Here is a 19,701-nt window from a genome sequence, read left to right as displayed (position 1 = left end):
CATCATCTCTGCTGCTGTGCAATGATTAAGTAAGAAAAAATCCTGAAATGGGTTGAAAATGAATGTAATCGTCATTATAGTAATACATATCGTAAGTGAAATTATATAAATGCTAACGTAATGTTCAATGATTAACTGGGGCGTAAGGTTGAATAGATGGGAGTGACAGAACTTGAGCGAAAAAAGGGAGCAGGGCACGGAAGCCGTAGAGATTGATGAGATTGACCGCAAAATTATAAAAGAGCTGAATCGCAACGGACGAATATCCTATACGGATCTTGCCAAGGAAATTGGATTGTCCAGAGTGGCCGTACAGGCGAGAGTAAGCGCCTTGATGGATGCGGGCGTAATCGAGCGATTCACCGCTGTAATTAATCCTGAGAAAATCGGCATTGGCGTATCGGCGTTTTTCAATGTTGAAGTGGAGCCGAAGCATCTGCATGACGTGGCCGATCAGCTAGCGGAGGAACCGTACGTCACCAGTCTGTACCATATGACAGGCCCAAGCAAGCTTCATATGCACGGCTTGTTCCGCAATAATGCGGAGATGGAATATTTCATGCGGGAGAAGCTGTATGTGTTGCCGGGCATTACGGGTGTAGACTGCCAGTTGCTCATTAACCGCTACAAGAGCCGCATGGGAATGAGGTTGTAGCTGTTATGGGAGAGAACAGGGCCGAAGGCAATCCGTATGTGCAGCTAAGCTGGGCGATGATCAAGACGGGCGTGCTGGGATATGGCGGCGGACCGTCAGTTATTCCGCTGATCCGCTACGAAGCGGTCACGCAGTACAAATGGATTGACGACGAGGAGTTTGGCGAAATATTGGCGCTTGCGAACGCGCTGCCGGGTCCGATCGCGACGAAGATGGCCGCTTATCTGGGCTACCGGTTGAAAGGAACGGCGGGTGCGGTCGTCTCCGTGCTGGCTCATATTGTCCCGTCTACGATTGCGATGCTTGCCCTGCTGTCAGCGGTGCAGTGGCTAAGCGGATCGGCGTTTATTCAGGGCATGATCGGCGCTGTTATTCCAGTCATTGCCGTTATGCTGGCGATGATGGCTTACGAATTCGGCGAACGGGCGGTGAAGGGGCTGGGCAAATGGGCAGGCGGCGCTTTTTTTGTGCTGTCCTTCGTGTTGCTTCAACTGGTCCAGCTACATCCCGCTATCGTCATTATGATATTTCTCGTGTATGGCGCTTTCCATATGAGAATGGCCGAGACTTGGAAGCGGAGGCGCGAGGCGCGACAGGAGAAGAGGGAACAAGAGGTCCGCTTGAAGGAGAAGGGAGACGCTACGCATGGAATGGATTGAGTGGTGGCGTCTGCTGATCGGTTTCTTTGTCGCGAATGTGTTAGGGTATGGCGGGGGGCCGGCATCCATTCCGCTCATGTACCAGGAGGTCGTGACCAATTATGCGTGGACGACGCCGTCGGAATTCTCCAACATTCTGGCGCTGGGGAATGCGCTGCCGGGGCCGATCGCGACGAAGATGGCTGCCTTTGTCGGCTATGATGTAGGCGGCTGGATCGGATTAATCGTCGCTTTGGCAGCCACGATCATCCCCTCCGCTGTGGCGCTAATTATATTGCTTGGCGTACTGCGCAAGCATCGCCAGTCGCCCGTCGTGAAAGGGATGACGCTGCTGATCCAGCCGGTCATCGCCATTCTGATGCTGGTGCTGACCTGGCAGATGGGAGAGAGCGCGATCGCTTCCATCGGGTGGATTCAGTCGCTTATCATTGCCGCAGTGGCATTCTGGGCCATGCAAATACGCAAGATTCATCCCGCATTGGTCATTGTTGCGGCCTTTGCTTACGGCGGGTTTGTCATTCCGCATTTGAATATCTAACGAAAAGCGAAGCTTGTGCCGACTTTATATATCGAGTTGGCGCAAGCTTTTTTATTACCCATGCCGAATGCTCAATAACAGGCCCGTTATGATGAACTGAGGCAATGACATGTTAGATCAGCTGATGTAATCATTGACAGTTAGCCATAGAGTGGCTTTGAAAGCAACGGATAGTGGCGTCAATGAGGCATGATGGGTAAGTGAACTGCAAGAAGATTGATAGTTTCCGCTTTATTTTGTCACTTTTTCATGATGGATTCGATCATTCGTTTTGATGTAAAATACATATATATGAACGATTCAATCACTCTTAGGAGGAACATTAGATGAAATTGCAGTTTCAGGGCAATACGGCAGAGCTGCGCTCCGGCATCGAGCTGCTGCTTAAGGATATGGGCGTAACGGAAGCAGAGGGCGGTATTGTCGTATCCGTCGAGCCTTCTGAGAAGGAGCTTCAAGTAGGCTTGCAGGGTGATCAGGCATATATTCGCTATGCGGAAAAACATCAGTTTTTCCGGGGACTCGGATTGCTGGTGCAGAAGGGCAGTGCAGGAGAGGCGTTCGAGCTGAGCGAGACGCAGCAATTCGATACGATCGGACCGATGTTTGACTTGTCCCGCAATGGTGTGCTGACCGTAGGAGCGTTCAAGTTCATGCTTCGCAAGATGGCGCTGATGGGCCTGAATACAGTGATGTTGTATATGGAAGATACGTATGAGATCGAAGGAGAGCCGTACTTCGGCTACATGCGCGGACGCTACTCCGCTGCGGAGCTGAAGGAGATCGACGATTACGCCGACCAATTCGGTATCGAAGCCTTCCCTAGCATCCAGACGCTTGCGCATCTGGAGGAGTTTCTGAAGTGGGAGCCGGTGAAGGAATACAAGGATACGAAGGGTGCGCTTCTGGTTGGATCGGAGAAAACGGACCTTCTGGTTGAAAATATGATTAAGAGCGTCACGGCGCCATTCCGCAGCAAAAAAATCCATATCGGCATGGACGAGGCGGAAGAGCTTGGCCGCGGCAAATTCCTGGACCATAACGGCCATATCAGCCGTTTCGATATTATGACGCAGCATTTGGACAAGGTGCTTGCCATAACACGGCGCCTTGGTCTGAAATCGCTCATGTGGAGCGACATGTTCCTGAAGCTGGCTTCGTCGAATGGCGAAGACTACTATGGTCATGAGACGCAAATTCCGGAAGAGATGGCTAACCGCATTCCGAAGGATGTCGATATGGTGTATTGGGACTACAACCATGTCGACAGCCAAGATTACGAGACTCTGATTGCCAAGCATCGTCCGCTCGGCAACAATCTGGTGTTCGCAGGCGCGGTATGGGTGTTCAATACGTTCGGCGTCAACTACGGCTTGTCTCTGCCTGCTACAGACACGGCATTGACCGTTTGTAAAAAAGAAGGCATCAACGAAGTATACGCTACGATGTGGGGCGACGACGGCATGGAGAGCAATCCGTACATCGCATTCCTCGGCTTGCAGCTGTATGCGGAGCATGCTTATACGGAAGGCTCGCCGGATATGGACGTAGTGGCGGAGCGCGTCAAATTCTGCACAGGCATCGATGGCGACACGTACTTGCAGTTGAAGTATCTGGATGAGACACCGGGGGCGGAGCCGAACAACCAGAAGCAAAGCAACCCGTCGAAGTTCCTGTTGTATCAAGACGTTCTGCTCGGCCTGTTCGACAAGCAGATCGAAGGCCTTGCAATGAATGAGCACTACGCTGGCGTCGAGCAGAAGATCGCATCGCGCCGCAATCCGGAAGCGGAGCTGGACTATCTGTTCGAGGTGCCGCAGAAGCTTGCGGCTGTGCTGAAGGTGAAGAGCGAGATCGGCATCGAGCTGAAGCGCGCTTATGATGCAGGTGACAAAGAGACGCTGAAGCGCATTGCGAACGAAACGCTGCCGCTTATCTCGAAGGCGGTATCGGAGCTGCGCGCTGCCCATCGCGCGCAATGGCTGAGCATGTTCAAAGTATTCGGCTGGGAAGTTATCGATATCCGTTACGGCGGCGTCATCAACCGTCTGGATACGGCAAGTATGCGTATCCTCGATTATGTGGATGGTCGCATTGACCGGATCGAAGAGCTGGAGCAGGAACGCTTGCTCTACAGCACGACCAACCGCTTCAACAATAAAGGCGCTGGCTGGTGCAGCTACTACTACCGCATGGCTTCGCCGAATGTATTTTTCCATGTCATCAATCCGTTCTAAGCAATGGCTGCCAACAGGCAGAATGTGAAGAAGATCGCCGGCCTCCTGCCCAGCAGGGGAACGGCGATTTTTTGTGTCCCTGGAGGGCTGGTTAAGCGGGCTGTCATTCTAGCATTATAGGGTAGGGATTAAAACATCCTGTGAGCCCGAGCCGATTCGATTGCTGTCGAGTCGGCTTTTTTGCGTTGAGCGATGACGACATGAGTCGTCGTGGATGAATGTGGAGGGACGTTCGTCAGTGTCGAAAGCCGCGATATGACGATTCGTTGTCGATTCTATTATTTCTTTGTAAAGAAGAATGAAAATGATAGGTTTTATATTAAGATAATGTTTTATTTCGTCATAAATCATTGATTGTGAAATAAAATTACAAATATAATCGCTGTGAATGCGATAAAAAAACGTAGTTTGGAGGAATGCAGCAATGAAAACACGACAGCGTGTCGCCAGTCTGATTCTGGCCGTCATGATGCTCCTTTCGGTGCTGGCACCGGCCGTCTCGGCCGGCGTTATGGACCCGCCGAGCTCTGGATTCGGCCAAGTCATCGACGTACGCCGAACAGAGCTGGCGCCGGGAGCAGCTTACACCTGGTATGACATGCAGACAGCAAGAGGGACACAGAAAGCGCATTTCGTAGAATTCGATCCTGCCAATGCCAATTTGGGCCTGATCGCCGGAACGAAGTCCGGCAAGGTGCGCGGCATGGAAGGTGTTACGGCGATGGCCGCTTATGCGGATCAGCCTAGCAATCGCGTTATCGCCGGTATTAACGGCGACTTTTATGAGATTAGCGGCAACGCAACAGGGGTGCCGAACGGTTTGTTCATGGGCGAAGGCCGTATCTTGAACAGCGCAGTGAGCAGTTACGCCTTTGGCTTGAAGGCGGACGGCTCGTCCATATACGGAACGCCTCAGCTGACCAAGACGGTGACGATTAACGGCACAGCTTCCCCGCTGACGCATATTAACCGTTTCCGCAGCGATAATCAGCTTGTCCTTTATACGACAGATTATTATACGTCGACGATGACAGGGAATGACGGCGATGAGGTTGTGCTTGAAATCGCTGATGGAGAAGTGAAGCACGGCTCCACGCTTTTGCTTAAAGTTGAAGCCGTTCGCCAGAATCAAGGCAATGCGCCTCTCGAAGAAGGAAAGGCGGTATTGTCCGCATCGGGCAGTGCGCGCAGCTTGCTCGCGGGCCTGAATCCCGGCGATGAAATATCGGCCGAGTTTGCACTGAGCGACGAGTGGAGCGATGTTCAAGTGGCGATCGGCGGCATGGGTCCGCTGATCAAGGACGGCGTCGTACAGAACGGCGTTGGCCCGGCGGGTGTTCATCCACGGACAGCAATCGGAACCAAGGCGGACGGATCGATCGTTCTATTCGAGATTGACGGCAGACAGCCGGGCTTTAGCGAAGGCGTAGAGACAGAGGAACTCGCCGCCATGCTGGCTGATTTGGGTGTCGTGCAGGCTATGAACCTGGACGGCGGCGGTTCGTCGACGCTGGTTGCGAAGCTGCCGGGGGAGTCGGCGGTGAAAGTGATGAACACGCCGTCCGACGGCGGTGAGCGCAAGACAGGCAACAGCCTGCTGCTGGTCAACAAGGCTCCGGAGCTGGGCAGTGTGGCAAGCTTGACGGTGCGGCCGGGCGCGGAGCGGATTCTCGCAGGCTCCTCTTTCCCGTTCACGGTGAAGGGCATAGATGCGAACGGACATCCCGCAGCTGTGAATGGCGCATTGGCGTGGGAGGTAGAGGCTGCGCTTGGAAGCATCTCGGCTGATGGAATGTTTACAGCCGGGGAGAAGGCGGCGGAGGGCAGCATCAACGTGCAGGGAGGAGGCGTACAAGGCTCGGCAGCCATTGAGGTGGTCGACAAGCTGACGGCACTCGCCTTCCCGGATGAGACGAAAACCTATGAGTCCGCAGCAGTTGAGACGCTGAAGGTTGTTGCGACTCGTGACGGTCAAGTGATTCAAGCGAGCAATGACAGCTTTGAGTGGCGAGTAGAAGGCGATATTGGTGCGGTAGACGAGCGCGGCGTATTCACCGCTACAGAGAGCAACGGACAATCCGGCCGGATTATCGTGTCTTACGGTGATCTGGAGGCTGTTATGAACGTCAGCGTAGGCATCCCGCCAGTTGTTCTGGAGAATTTTGAGAACGGACTGTCGGCTTACATCGCTGCGGGCGCAGCTTTCAATAACGTCGACATTGCAGAAGCGAGCAATCCCGACTTTGTCCGTTTTGGCGATACCGCATTGAAATTATCGTACGATTTTACAGGCAAAACGGGTACTTCCGGCGCTTACTTGCAGGCCAAGTCGGTCGATGACCGGATTCAGGTGCCGGGCTATCCACAGAAAATCGGCATGTGGGTATACGGCGATGGCAAGACACACTGGCTCCGCATGCAGATGAGAGACGGCAACAATGCAGCGATTCCGCTCGACTTTACCGATCAGGTCACAGGCGTTAACTGGACGGGATGGAAGTACGTCGAGGCCGCTGTCCCGACGGGCAAGTCAGAGCCGTTCACGATTGATATGCCGGTTCGCTATATGGAGACAAATAATGCGAAGAAGGATGCCGGCGCCATCTACGTCGACCAGATTCGCGCGATCTACGGTTCCACGGCGGGCGAGGATATCGAGCCTCCGGTGCTGAAGGAAATGGCTCCGGCGCCGAATACGACCGTCAGAGACGCTCATCCGATGATTAGCGTCATCGGCGAGGATGTCGGCTATGATCCGGCGCAGTATCCGGCAACAACACTGATCGATCCCGACAAGATCAGGGTGTACCTGGATGATCAGCCCGTCAAGCATGGCTTGTATCCGCCCAAGGGCTTGATCACCTATACGCCGACCGAGCCGCTTGCCGAAGGCCGTCATAAAGCGAAGGTAGCGATTCGGGATTTGAACGGCAACCAGACCATTAAGGAATGGTACTTTAACGTGAATCTGGGCTCTCCGCAATATTTGTATGAAACGCCGGAGGAAGTGTTTGCAGGAGGAACGTACGATATTCCGGTAACCATTGAATCGGCTGCCAAGCTGAAGAGTGGCCATGCGGAATTCAAATTTGACCCTGCAATCGTGCAGGGACTGGAAGTGGTACGGGGGCAGAAGCTAGGCGAAGCCCAGTTGAGCTCTACGGTGAATGCGGAGCAGGGAACAGTACGTCTTGAGTTCGCTAATCTGCCATCCGCTTCATTGAAGGACAGCGATGTGGCGGCGACCATCCGTTATACGGTGAAGAGCGATGTGATCGGTCCAATCGTCCTTGAGCAGGCCAAAGGCGGAGAGGTGACGCGCCAGCATGACATTCAGTTCGTTTCCGGTTCTATCGTAATGGTAGAGGGCGATGGTACGGTGAAGCCGTTTTACGGTCCGCCTCTGGAGACGATCGTCAAGAACAAGCTAAAGCTGCTGTGGAATCATGCCGATATCGCGCTTGGATATCCAGCGGCATTCACGATCACAGATGGCGGCAAGCCGGTCCGCGATGCGGTCCTGCTGCTGAACGGAGCTGAAGTGAAAGAAGCCCAATCCAATGCGGAAGGTCAGCTGACGACGGCTGGCGTCACTTTGGCGGAGGGCACATATAAGCTTCAGGCCAAGCAAGACGACAGCTACAGCCCCATTATGTCCTTTGTCGTAGCGCCGCCTGCGCATACGGTCGCGCCGGTTAATATCAACGTCTCGGTAGGCGAGAACGCTTCTACCTCCAGATATGTCGCTTGGCAGACGCATCCTGATGTGTTGGTGTCAGTTGTCGAGTGGGCGGAGAAGGAAGGCTTCGCCGGATTTGACGGGGACCTGGTGAAACAAACGGAGGGCACAAACAGCCTGTACAATACGAACAATGACGGTACTTACCGCGTACATCGCACGCAGTTGACCGGACTTAAGCCGGATACGGCTTATGTCTATCGTGTAGGCGACGGCGAGAGCCACGTCAGCGCGCAAGGAGAATTCCGTACGTCCCCGGCATCGGGAGATGGCGTGAAGTTCCTGTTCCTGGGCGACTCCCAGGCTTCCAATCAGGCAGGCTTTGATGATTGGGGCAAGTCCTTGACCAAGGCGGTGGAGCATATGCCGGATGCGGAATTGCTTATTCATGCAGGCGATATGGTCGACCACGGACATGAGCAAGAGCAATGGAATATGTGGTTTGGCGCCGCGCAGGAGCTCTTCTTGAAGTACACGCTGCAGACGGTAGTCGGCAATCATGAGGTGACTGGCACGAACGGCAACGGCGATTACTTGGCTCATTTCTACAACCCGCAGAACGGGGCGGATGTAGCGAAGGGCAGCAGCTACTCTTTTGATATGAAAAATGTGCATTTTGTCATGATGAATACGGAAATGTCGGAGGAAGCCTTCAAGGAACAGGCGAAGTGGCTGGAGAAGGAGCTGGCCGCAACCAAGAAAAAGTGGAAGGTTATCGTATTCCATCAGGGCCCTTACGGCAGCATTTATGCCAATACGAATGTGCAAAAGTATTGGGTGCCGGTCTTCGATAAGTACGAAGTCGACCTGGTTATGAACGGTCATGACCATATCTATCTGCGCACGTTCCCGATGAAAGGCGGAGAGATTGCCAAGGAAGGCGAGGGCACCCGCTACGTCGTGGGCGGCTCTACGGGACCGAAGTTCTACGCGCTTACGGAGCGGCCATGGCAGGAGTTCGTTTATGACGAGGACAAAAACCTGTATACGGCAGTGGAGATTGCAGGCGATAAAATCGTCATTACGGCGACTAGTATAGATGGCGATCTGGTCGATACCTTCGAAATTGTGAAGAAGACAAAGCCGACAACGCCGGTAACGCCAGGCCCTGAGCCATCGCCGGAGCCGACGGATAAGCCGGGCCGGGTAGAAGTGAAGCCGGAGCAGCTGCAAGGCACTTCCTCGGGCGAGATCGTGATTCGTACCGATGCGCCGCTGGAAGAGCTGATTCTTCCGGGTCATGCGGCACAGCTCGCAGGAGCATCGGATGTCGTCGTGGAAGCGGGTAATCTTCGCGTCACGCTGCCTTCAGCATGGCTGAAGGAGCTCGCGGGCAAGCTGCCGGAGCAGCAGCTGGAGCAAAGCAAGATTACGCTCACGGTTGAGCGCTTGGCTAAGACAGCGGCTGAATCGCTGCTTGATGCAGCGGAAGAGCAGGCTGCCGCCGAGCTTGGACTGTCGGGCGAGGTGCTGGCGCTATCATTCGCCGTCATAGAACCGGATGGCAAGAAAACAACGATTGGACAATTCCAGCAGGCCGTATCCATCGCCCTGATGCCAAGCGCTCAGGCGGATGGTCGCTTGCTCGGCGTGTACCGTCTATCCGGTCAAGGCGAATTGACTTACCTGGGCAGCCAGCGCAGCGGAGAATGGCTGATGGCCTCCATCAGCGCGCCAGGACAATATGCGCTTCTGGAATACCGCAAGTCCTTCCTTGATGTGGCAGGCGGTCACTGGGCTGCAGCTGACATTATGGAATTGTCGGCGAAGCATATTATTGAAGGCGTAGCGTCGGAACGTTTTGCGCCGGAGCGAGCTGTCACGCGAGCTGAATTTGCCGCTTTGCTCGTGCGTGCGTTAGGCCTGCAAGGGGAAGCGACAGCTGCTTTCACCGATGTGGCCGCTGATGCCTGGTATGCGAACGCGGTCAATCTGGCCGTGAAAGCAGGGATCGTGAACGGCGTAGGCGACGGCTTGTTTAAGCCGAACGCTTCAGTTAGCCGTCAAGAGATGGCGGCGATGATTGTACGCGCTTATTCCTTAAAAAGCGAAGAAGCAGTCGGAGAATACGGTGAAACGCCGTTCAGCGATACGGCATCCGCGCCGATCTGGGCACAGCAAGCGATCGCCGCGGCGCATGGGTTAGGCCTGATGCAGGGCTTCCCGTCCCAGACCTTCAAGCCGGAAGGCTTCGGCACGCGGGCGCAAAGCGCCAGTCTGCTGCTCAACCTGCTGCATTTAATTGAAAAGAACTAAATAAAGACATAAGGGACTGCCCAGGCGAAGGACTGCCGGGGCAGTCTTCTTTTTGATTTGATAGAATTGGCCATCTCGGCATTCACCCAAACCGCCCGCCCGCGCACAAATCTCCACTTGTATACCTATCCATTAATTTCTAGTAAACATATACATAATAGAACTTCATATTTACCGCAAAAGAGTGGAGGTTGCTTAGTTGGAACAGTATCAAATCGTACCATGGGATGACATGGTGGCAGAAGAATCTTCCGGTCTGAACTTAGAGCAATACGTTCCACCCGAGCTGGAGAAGCTCGCTTATCTGGTATGCAAGTCGTATAACATGGACGTCAGAGGCATGACGCTTATTACCTCCAAGCCGGACAAAGGAGGCGCCATCTGGCGCATCGACACCAATCACGGAACCCGCAGTCTGAAGGTGCTTCACCGTACGCCCGCAAGAAGCTTGTTCAGTGTGGGCGCGCAAGAGTATGTGGTGAAGCAGGGCGCGCGGGTTCCCGGCATTATTTTGACCAAGGATGGCAAAAACTCTGTCGTAGCTGGCGGAAAGCTGTGGATTGTGACCGATTGGATTGACACGCTGACACCCGTCGCCAAGATCGATCTGGAAGGCGCGCAGACGCTCTGTCATGGACTCGGGGAATTTCACAAGTGGTCGAAAGGGTATGTGCCTCCCCTGGAGGCGGGGAAGTCTACCCGTATATTCAAGTGGGAGAGCCAATATCAGAAGATCATGACGAAGATCGGCTGGTTCCGCCATATCGCAAAGGCTTACCCCGATGCGGCGGCAAGTCCGCAATTGCTCTCGGTATTGGACACATTCGAGAATCAGGCAAAAGAGATTTTCACCAAATTCCAGGAGTCGTCGTATCAAAAAATGATTCGTAAAGGAGAGCCGCACTGGGGGCTCGCTCACCAGGACTATGGCTGGTCTAATGGCCAGATGGGGCCGGGCGGCATTTGGGTCATTGATCTGGACGGTGTGGCGTTCGACTTGCCGATCCGTGATCTTCGCAAAATCATTACCAGCACGATGGATGATATGGGAGCATGGGATCTGGCATGGATTCGCGGCGTAATTGACGCGTATCATCGCGCGAATCCGCTGGATCGTGAGACATTCGAGCTATTATGGATCGATATGGCGTTTCCGAACGAATTTTATAAGCATGTAAAAGAAGTGGTGTTCCGCCCTGTCGAATTTATGGACACGGAGCTCGGCCCGATTCTGGATCGCGTCATCGCAACGGAGACAAACAAGTGGGAAGTGCTGCGCGAGCTGGAGAAAGATAAAGCCAAGTATCCGGAAGGCGACTACACGGAGATCGTCACAGCGCCAAGCCAGCCGTACACGTACCGGGATTACGCGAAGAAGGGTCGGCGCGTGGAAGGCGGACGTCCGCTGGAGCGGACCCGCAGCGAGTCCAACATTATCCGTCTCGTTGTGGGGCCGGATGGCAAGGGTATCCTGCTGAAGCCTGGAGCAGAACCGGGAGATTTCCGGAAAGGCAAACGGTCGAAGGGCGAAACCGAGCCAGTCTACAACAAGCCGCCAAAGAAGCTTCGTGATGAGAAAAAGGGACGTCGCAAACAGAAGAAACGGAAGTCCGAGGAGCCGGTTTACTACCTTCCGCTGGACGTCAAGCCAAAGAAAGAGAAAGCTGCGAAAGCTCTGAAGCCTGGAAAAGCTGCGAAAGCTCTGAAGCCTGGAAAAGCTGCGAAAGCTCTGAAGCCTGGAAAAGCTGCCAAAGCTCTGAAGCCTGGAAAAGCTGCAAAAGCTGTAAAAGCTCTGAAACCTGTCTCGGAAAAACTGGCTAAAGGGAAGAAGTCTTCGAAGGCATTGGTCCCTCAGGCGCCGAAGGCCGACATAATCTCCCGCCCGCATGTGAAACGGCCAACCGAGGAGGATATTCGCAGGCTGAGAACAGAACCTGCCAGAAGAGCCGCAAGAAAGCTCATGGTACCGGAGAAGCCGGTCGGCAAGAAAAAATCGGTGCAAGCACCTTCGTCCAAAAAGAAAAAAGGCGCCATCGGCAAAGGAACATTCGCTGCTCAAAGAACATCGTATAAGAAGGCTAAGGTCAAAGCCTATATCCTCGCTTACCGGAGAAGCGAAGTGTTAAGGGAGAGTAAGCCATGAATATATTATTGATATGCACAGAGAAGCTTCCGGTGCCTAATATACGGGGTGGAGCCATTCAAACTTATATCGGTGGCGTCGTTCCTTTGCTGAGCCGCGGTCATAAGATTACCGTTATCGGGCGAGAAGATCCTGAACTGCCGGAAGAGGAGACGGTGAACGGAATACGCTATCTTCGGTTTGACTCCCAGGGTGTCCTTGATATCTATATGATCAATGTGATCCCGTACCTGGAAGCGAGCACGGAGGAGTACGATCTGATTCATATTTTCAACCGTCCCAAATTGGTGCTTCCCGTTGCTTCCGTAAAGCCGAATGCGCGTATTGTGCTGAGCATGCACAACGACATGTTCAATCCGCTGAAGCTGAACAAGGTAGAGGGAGACGCCATCATAGAGCGCGTCGAAACTATCATTACGATCAGTAATTATATCGGCGCGGCGATCTGCAAGGACTATCCGCAGGCGGAGTCTAAGATACGCACAGTGTATTCTGGTGTCGATCTGTCGAAGTTCGCTCCGTGGAAGCAATCGCAGGCGGCGCAAAGAGATCGGGACAGTATCCGCGACCAGCATAAGCTGGGCAACAAAAAGGTGATTTTGTTCGTCGGCAGGCTGTCGCGCAACAAGGGGCCTCACGTATTGGTCAGAGCGATGTCCAATCTGCGGCATTCAGACGCAGTACTCGTCATTGTGGGCGCGGCTTGGTATAGCGACGATCGGATTAGCGATTATATCGCTTATCTGCGGGCGCTCGCGGAGAAGTCGCCGATCCCGGTTATGACAACGGGGTATGTACAGGCAAGCGAGGTTCACAAATGGTTTTGCGCCGCTGACGTCTTCGTCTGCACATCGATCTGGGAGGAGCCGCTGGCACGCGTTCACTATGAGGCTATGGCAGCGGGGCTGCCGCTTATTACGACAGCCAGAGGGGGTAACCCGGAGATTATCCGCGGCAACAATGGCATCATCATCCAGAATCCGGAGGACCCGGCCGAATATGCTTCCAATCTGAACAGCATGCTGTCCAATGTCAACAACGCCCGCCAGATGGGCTTGCATGGGCGCAAGCTGGTAGAGGACCACTTCACTTGGAACCATGTAGCGGGTCAAATCCAGGAGGTCTGGGAAAGTCCGCCCGCCGCTGTGGAGGGCGCATCCGAATTCGTATCAGAGCCTGCAGTTGAATCTGCACCTGAATTTGAACTTGAATTCGCTCCTGAATCCGAACCCGCATCCGAGCCTGCATCTGAACCTGCATCTGAACCCGTAACTGAACACGAATAGGTACCCCTATTCGTCTCGTATAGAGAGCAATACCCCCTTGCCTTAGGCGAGGGGGTATTTGTCATTGCGCCGACAGGGGGTCGGGTTGGGCCGAGCCGGGCATCTGCTGCCAGGGAAGCTCCAAGCCGAAAAACTCGGCTTGCAGAGCCGCATCGAGCGCCCAGCGAAGCTCCAAGCCGAAAAACTTGGCTTGCAGAACCGCATCGAGCACCCAGCGAAGCTCCAAGCCGAAAAACTCGGCTTGCAGAGCCGCATCGAGCGCCCAACGAAGCTCCAAGCCGAAAACCGCCTTACCACTTCTCACCGAATAAAAAAACCCTGCCTCCCGGGCAGGGTTGGACACCTCTAGTTAGTCCTAGTTATCTTCATCATCGTCATCATCATCGTCATCGTCATCGTCATCATCGTCATCATCGTCATCATCGTCATCATCGTCATCGTCGTCGTCATCATCATCGTCGTAATCGCCGTAGTCGTCATCGTCGTCATCGTCGTCATCGTCGTCATCGTCGTCATCATCGACAGAATGAACGTTTACCTCGTCATCATCGTCGTCATCGTCATCATCATCGTCTTCATCGTCGAGGACGAACTGAACCTCGGCGACATCCCCCCATTTAATGGAGCTGAGCATGTCTTTGATCGCGGACTTGCTGCCATTTTTGCCGTCAAGTGAATATTCCTTCGTGCTGCCGTTTCCGTATTCGACAATCAGCTGCGAGACTTCTTTCGATTTCAGCACGCTTTTAACTTGCTTTAGAATGGACAAGAAAGGATCCCTCCGTCTGCTTCATATTTTCAAGCTAGTATATTGTATAAGAGGGCAGTATCATTGGCGTGGGTGGATGAAGCGGGGTAACCGCATGTTTTTGCTAGATTGATGTTAAGAAAAAATAAATCAGATCACATATTGACTCTCACGTTGCGTGATACTTTAAAGTAAAGCTTGCAAGGGGGCGAAGACGCTATGAAGGTAAAAGAAGTTGCGAAGCTGGTCGGGATCAGTGTGCGCACACTGCATCATTATGATGAAATCGGATTGCTTATTCCCGATCAGCTGACCGAATCCGGCTACCGGGTCTATTCGGAACGGAATTTGGAGCAATTGCAGCAAATTTTATTTTTTCGCGAGCTTGGCTTTCCTTTGAAAAAAATAAAGGAAATCGTCACAAGTCAGGATTTCGACCGGCTGGAGGCGCTTAAGCTTCACGAGCAAATGCTGGTCGAGAAGAAGAAGCACATTGATATGCTGCTTCAGACCGTGGCGAAGACGATCCAACATGCGAAGGGAGAGGTTCAAATGTCGCATAAAGAGAAATTTCAAGGCTTTGATTTCAGCAGCAACCCTTATGAGCAGGAGGCGCGCGAGCGCTGGGGAGATAAAGCGGTCGACGAGTCGAACGCCAAAGCAGCCCAAATGAAAAAAGAAGGGCAAATGGAAAAGTTCCAGGAGGATATGAATCAGCTATATGCGAGACTGGCTGATCTCCGTCACACCGATCCGGCTTCGGAAGCCGCGCAGCAGTCTATCGGAGAATGGTACCGCATGCTGAGCCAGATGGGGAGTTATTCGCCCGAGGCTTTCAAAGGCTTGGGACAAATGTATGTCGATGACCAGCGTTTTACGAAAAACATCGATCAATTCGGAGAAGGGCTTGCGGTATTCATGCGGGACGCCATGGCGATCTACGCCGACCGGCTTCAAGGCTAGCAGATGCAATTCAAACAGGGCAGAAGAGGGAGGTTTCCCTCTTCTGCTTTTTCTTTTGGGAAGGTTATGAATGGTTGAGGCTCTCCAATTGCGAGGGCAGCTCCGCTTCTGCAGTGAACCTTCGGCTTATCTTACACAACTTTCAAACGATTATTAAGCAGCAGACACCGCACTAGGCCGGGTCTTTACTTTTGAACTGGGCAACACTACGATGTAGGGGAGCACTGCGATTGAACGCTTTAATTCTTCTTTCAGACCGGAGGCCCTATGCGAATCACGAGGAAGATAGCGGATATGATCGTCAAAAAAACGATGGAATTGACGCAACTGAACATGAATGTGATGGATAAACACGGTATCATTATTAGCTCCAGCGATCCGAACCGGATCAGCATGCTGCACGAGGGTGCGGTTCAGGTCGTGCGAACCGGGGAAGAAGTGATGATTACGGGAGCGCAGGCATCCAAGTGGTTCGGCAGCAAGCCCGGGATTAATATGCCGATTTATTTTCATGCGGAGGTAGTCGGGGTGATCGGTATTACCGGCCAAGAGTCGGAGGTGATTCCGTTTGGCCGCGCTGTGCGCATGATGACTGAGCTGCTGCTGCATCAATCCTACCTGACGGAACAGGTAGAGATGAAGGAGCGCTCCAAGATGTATTTGGTGCAAGAGCTGATCACAACGATTGATCCGGCGGCAAAAGATAGCCTCTACACAAGAGGCGAGCTGTTGGGTGTCGATTTGCGGCTGCCGCGCGTCCTGATGATCATCCAGATCGACCAGTTGGAGGATACCCGGGATTACGAGATTCGGTTCAAGGACATTACCGGGTTATTCCCCAATCCGAAGGAAGCGCTCATCGCGCAGCTTGGCCGGGGACGATGGATGGTGCTTGCAGATACGACTGTATACAAGACGGATCGTCATGCCAAAAACGCCTTGCTGGACATTGCAGCGAAGCTGCAGCAAATGCTTTCGGAATGGTTCCTCCAGTCAGCTTTCATTGCTGTAGGGAGAATATGTGCGGATATTGCTCTGATCAGCGATTCGTTTCATGAGACGGTTAATATGCTGGAGATTGCGAGAAAGGCTTCAAGTGAAGGGGCCATCTTCCATGTCGAGGACGCAGCGCTGGAGCTTGTCCTGGCCGAGGTGTCGGAGCCTACGGCGCGCCAACTGATCGTGCGTGTGCTGGGAGAACTGACGGAGCATCCGGTGTTAATGGAGACGCTGCATGTTTTTTACCGCAACAATATGAACATTAATGAGACTGCCACCGTACTTGGTATTCACCGCAATACGTTGTTATACCGCCTTGACCGAGCGGCTACGTTCACCGGAGAGGACCCTCGGCAATTCCAGCAAGCCATGCGGGTTCAACTGGGCTTAATGCTGCACAGCATTTATGGTGGACAAGAAATAAGTGGAAATAAATAATGCTGTTTGTAAAAAAGACACAAGAAAGCGCTTTATATTAAGCGCTTTCTTGTTCGTTCTGCACATTGTTGTGGTTGATGCGAGTCTTCTATAATGAATGGCAGATACACAAAACGAAGCATACTAAGAGCAATTGGGACGTAGATGTTTGGCTGCAAGAAGGAGGTTTTGGTATGAATATAGTGATCGCACCCGATTCTTTCAAGGGGAGCTTGTCGGCCAAGGAAGCAGGATTGGCTATGGAAAGAGGCATTAGACGAATTCATTCTGAAAGCGCTATCAAAATAGTGCCGATGGCAGATGGCGGGGAAGGAACGCTGGACTGCTTGATTAGCGCGACGGAAGGGAGATTCGTCAACCGGAAGGTAATGAATCCGCTGGGACGAGAAATCGAGTCCGGGTTCGGCATTCTCGGCAACGGCACAGCCTGCATTATCGAGATGGCGATGTCCTCCGGCCTGTACCTGATTGAAAGTCATGAACGCGACCCGATGCGGACTACGACTTATGGGTTTGGCCAATTGATTAAAGCCGCGCTGGATCAAGGCTGCCGGGAATTTATATTAGCAGTCGGGGGCAGCGCGACTAACGATGGTGGAGCAGGTATGCTGCAAGCTTTAGGAGTAAAGCTGCTTGGAGCGGATGGAGAGGATATCGGCTTCGGGGGCGTTGAGTTGTCGAAGCTCCATAGCGTGCTGACGGATAGCATGGACCCGAGGCTTGGCGAATGCGAGTTCATCATTGCTTGCGATGTAGATAATCCGTTTATCGGTCCGAAGGGAGCTTCGGCTGTGTTCGGGCCGCAGAAAGGCGCTACACCGGAGATGGTCAGCCAGCTCGATGAGAACTTGAAGCACTTCGCCGATGTGATCGAGCAGACGCTGGGAACGGCCATTCACTATATCCCCGGAACAGGAGCGGCAGGCGGATTGGCTGGGGGCATTCTGGCCTTCATGAACGGGAAACTGGAGTCTGGCGTATCCATTGTGGCGCGTGTAACCGGATTAGAGGAGGCAATGAAAGGCGCTGACCTGGTTTTGACAGGTGAAGGTCGCGTCGACTTTCAGACTGTTGGTGGCAAAACGCCTTACGGAGTCGCTAAGCTTGCCCAGGCTCATGGCGTGCCAGTGATCATACTGGCTGGCTCGGTGGGAGAGGGGATCGATGCCCTGTACGAGCATGGAGTGACGGCGGTGCTCAGCATCGTGAACAAACCGATGACATTGGAGGAAGCGATGGCCCAAACAGGCCCGCTGCTTGAAGATGCAGCCGAGCAAGTGATTCGAATCATTCATACGAAAGCTTAGGAGGATGAATATGAATCTTAGCGCAGAAGTGATTCAGTTGGGTCCCATCATATTAGGTCTTTTGTTCGCGTGTATTATCTTCATCGTATTTGCGACGGCGAAGTGGAAGCTTCATCCGTTTCTATCCATCATCGCAGCAACCTATCTGCTGGCGCTCGGCACGAATTTGGTCGGCAAGCTGTCTGGGCAGTCGGCTCCCATCATTGCGGATATAGGGGCAACGATCACTTCTGGCTTCGGCAGCATAATTGCAAGCATTGGACTTGTCATTATTTTCGGTACCATTATCGGTAAAGTGCTGGAAAAAACCGGAGCCGCTATCAAAATGGCCGAGGTTGTACTAAGGCTGCTAGGCGACCGCCATCCTGCGATTGCAATGTCGATCATCGGCTGGATTGTATCGCTCCCGGTATTTTGCGATTCCGGCTATGTCATTTTATCCTCGCTTAAAAAATCATTGGCGAAACGCACAGGCGTTAGCGTCGTTACACTCTCGGTTGCGTTGTCCACTGGTCTGTATGCGACACATACCCTCGTCCCGCCAACACCGGGTCCAATCGCGGCGGCATCCAATGTTGGTATCGGTCCTGCCGGTTTATTCTGGGTCATTGTAGTCGGCATTATTGTCTCTATTCCTGTCGCATTGGCCGGTCATATCTGGGCTCGGACCGTGGCGAGCAAGCTGCCTTCCACGCTGGAAGAAGCAACGGAGACCTTCGAGGAGTATAAAGAAAAGTTCGGCAAGCTGCCGTCTGCATGGGCGGCATTCGGACCGATCATTGTTCCGATTGTGCTGCTGGCTGCTGCATCGATTGCTAATCTGCCGATCGGGACGGATGCCGACGGCAATCAGCAGCTGCTGGTCAGCGGATTTGCTCATACCCTTTTTACGTTCCTCGGTGCTCCGGTAAATGCGTTGTTCATCGGCGTGCTGCTGGCGATCTTCACGCTGCTGCCTAAGCGCGATGAGGAGAATTTGACGAAGCTGATGGGAGCCGGTCTGATCGACGCCGCTATTATCATCATGATTACCGGCGCTGGCGGAGCGCTTGGCTCGGTCATTAAAGCGACTCCGATCGCCGACTATGTGAAGTCGCTGGTCGCGGACAATACGGCGTTCGTCGGAGTGGGTGCGTTGCTCCTGGCATTCATCATCGCGGCGATCCTGAAGACAGCGCAAGGAAGCACGACAGCGGCGCTTATTATCACGTCGACCATTATGTTCCCGCTGATGCCATCCCTCGGATTAATGGAGATGATGGGCTCGGTGCCGATTGGACAGATTCTGACGGTCATGGCGATAGGCGCAGGCTCGATGGCAGTCAGCCACGTGAATGACTCCTACTTCTGGGTGGTTTCGCAATTCTCCGGCATGAACCTGAAGACGGCGTACAAGGCACAGACTATGGCAACTCTGGTTCAAGGGATTACCGGTATCATCGTCGTTTGTATTCTGGGCGCTATCTTCCTGTAAGGGGCGATTTAGCGGAGTAAGATGCTTGACTAGCGGCTGTAAGTCGTTGTGACCGACCTAAATGGCCGGAAGGGCTCAGCTAGCGGCTGTAAGTCGTTGTGACCGACCTAAATGGCCGGACTGAGCTCAGCTAGCGGCTGTAAGTCGTTGTGACCGACCTAGATGGCCGGAAGAACTCAGCTAGTGGCAGTAAGTCGGTGTGACCGACCTAAATGGCCGGACTGAGCTCAGCTAGCGGCTGTAAGTCGTTGTGACCGAC

13 protein-coding genes are annotated in these 19,701 nt (G+C 53.3%); 11 read left to right on the top strand and 2 right to left on the bottom strand.

The features are described 5' to 3' along the window. Positions 1-172: 172 nt before the first annotated feature. The 7 genes from AC0YNW_RS23755 (at position 173) to AC0YNW_RS23725 (ending at position 13,513) form a co-directional block, all read left to right on the top strand. Positions 173-655 (top strand): Lrp/AsnC family transcriptional regulator, encoded by a 483-nt coding sequence (locus AC0YNW_RS23755; protein ID WP_387479684.1) that lies wholly within the window; start codon positions 173-175, stop codon positions 653-655. Between the two features lie 5 nt (positions 656-660). Then, positions 661-1,314 carry a chromate transporter gene (locus AC0YNW_RS23750; RefSeq protein WP_475834038.1) on the top strand — a complete coding sequence of 218 codons (654 nt, stop codon included), beginning with the start codon at positions 661-663 and terminating at the stop codon, positions 1,312-1,314. After that, a complete protein-coding gene (locus tag AC0YNW_RS23745) occupies positions 1,301-1,852 on the top strand; it encodes a chromate transporter (protein WP_475834037.1) in 552 nt (183 codons plus the stop codon). Before AC0YNW_RS23750 ends, AC0YNW_RS23745 begins: the two co-directional genes overlap by 14 nt. A gap of 326 nt (positions 1,853-2,178) precedes the next feature. After that, entirely contained in the window at positions 2,179-4,089 is a 1,911-nt protein-coding gene (locus tag AC0YNW_RS23740; protein WP_475834036.1) for a family 20 glycosylhydrolase, read from the top strand. A gap of 424 nt (positions 4,090-4,513) precedes the next feature. After that, positions 4,514-10,084 carry a phosphodiester glycosidase family protein gene (locus AC0YNW_RS23735; protein ID WP_475834035.1) on the top strand — a complete coding sequence of 1,857 codons (5,571 nt, stop codon included), beginning with the start codon at positions 4,514-4,516 and terminating at the stop codon, positions 10,082-10,084. Positions 10,085-10,283: 199 nt separating this feature from the next. Then, complete coding sequence (locus AC0YNW_RS23730; protein ID WP_475834034.1) at positions 10,284-12,227, top strand: CotS family spore coat protein; 1,944 nt, start codon at positions 10,284-10,286, stop codon at positions 12,225-12,227. Beyond that, a complete protein-coding gene (locus tag AC0YNW_RS23725; protein WP_475834033.1) occupies positions 12,224-13,513 on the top strand; it encodes a glycosyltransferase family 4 protein in 1,290 nt (429 codons plus the stop codon). Before AC0YNW_RS23730 ends, AC0YNW_RS23725 begins: the two co-directional genes overlap by 4 nt. A 61-nt stretch (positions 13,514-13,574) precedes the next feature. Here the strand turns inward: AC0YNW_RS23725 and AC0YNW_RS23720 are convergent, their stop codons facing one another. Both AC0YNW_RS23720 and AC0YNW_RS23715 read right to left on the bottom strand, forming a co-directional pair. Next, entirely contained in the window at positions 13,575-13,790 is a 216-nt protein-coding gene (locus AC0YNW_RS23720; RefSeq protein ID WP_475834032.1) for a hypothetical protein, read from the bottom strand. A gap of 78 nt (positions 13,791-13,868) precedes the next feature. After that, positions 13,869-14,282 (bottom strand): hypothetical protein, encoded by a 414-nt coding sequence (locus AC0YNW_RS23715; protein ID WP_475834031.1) that lies wholly within the window; start codon positions 14,280-14,282, stop codon positions 13,869-13,871. Positions 14,283-14,480: 198 nt separating this feature from the next. On the opposite strand from AC0YNW_RS23715, the gene AC0YNW_RS23710 reads away from it, so the two are divergent. From AC0YNW_RS23710 to AC0YNW_RS23695, 4 genes are all read left to right on the top strand, one after another. Beyond that, positions 14,481-15,224, top strand: a complete 744-nt coding sequence (locus AC0YNW_RS23710) for a MerR family transcriptional regulator (RefSeq protein WP_475834030.1) — start codon at positions 14,481-14,483, stop codon at positions 15,222-15,224. Between the two features lie 267 nt (positions 15,225-15,491). After that, entirely contained in the window at positions 15,492-16,661 is a 1,170-nt protein-coding gene (locus AC0YNW_RS23705; RefSeq protein WP_475834029.1) for a CdaR family transcriptional regulator, read from the top strand. A gap of 173 nt (positions 16,662-16,834) precedes the next feature. Continuing rightward, the gene (locus AC0YNW_RS23700) at positions 16,835-17,968 is read left to right on the top strand and encodes a glycerate kinase family protein (protein ID WP_475834028.1); all 1,134 of its coding nucleotides are present in this window, start codon (positions 16,835-16,837) and stop codon (positions 17,966-17,968) included. Positions 17,969-18,014: 46 nt separating this feature from the next. Beyond that, on the top strand, positions 18,015-19,442 hold the full coding sequence (locus tag AC0YNW_RS23695; RefSeq protein ID WP_475834126.1) for a GntP family permease: 1,428 nt from the start codon (positions 18,015-18,017) through the stop codon (positions 19,440-19,442). Positions 19,443-19,701: the final 259 nt, after the last annotated feature.

This window comes from Paenibacillus sp. J31R120, assembly GCF_056269225.1.
This window is presented reverse-complemented; position numbering and strand designations above follow the sequence as displayed.

What these genes read in the sequence shown, in the direction of transcription:
- AC0YNW_RS23710 (WP_475834030.1), top strand. Translation starts at nt 14,481, where the DNA reads ATGAAGGTAAAAGAAGTTGCGAAGCTGGTCGGGATCAGTGTGCGCACA.
- AC0YNW_RS23705 (WP_475834029.1), top strand. Translation starts at nt 15,492, where the DNA reads ATGCGAATCACGAGGAAGATAGCGGATATGATCGTCAAAAAAACGATG.
- AC0YNW_RS23725 (WP_475834033.1), top strand. Translation starts at nt 12,224, where the DNA reads ATGAATATATTATTGATATGCACAGAGAAGCTTCCGGTGCCTAATATA.
- AC0YNW_RS23735 (WP_475834035.1), top strand. Translation starts at nt 4,514, where the DNA reads ATGAAAACACGACAGCGTGTCGCCAGTCTGATTCTGGCCGTCATGATG.
- AC0YNW_RS23750 (WP_475834038.1), top strand. Translation starts at nt 661, where the DNA reads ATGGGAGAGAACAGGGCCGAAGGCAATCCGTATGTGCAGCTAAGCTGG.
- AC0YNW_RS23740 (WP_475834036.1), top strand. Translation starts at nt 2,179, where the DNA reads ATGAAATTGCAGTTTCAGGGCAATACGGCAGAGCTGCGCTCCGGCATC.
- AC0YNW_RS23745 (WP_475834037.1), top strand. Translation starts at nt 1,301, where the DNA reads ATGGAATGGATTGAGTGGTGGCGTCTGCTGATCGGTTTCTTTGTCGCG.
- AC0YNW_RS23700 (WP_475834028.1), top strand. Translation starts at nt 16,835, where the DNA reads ATGAATATAGTGATCGCACCCGATTCTTTCAAGGGGAGCTTGTCGGCC.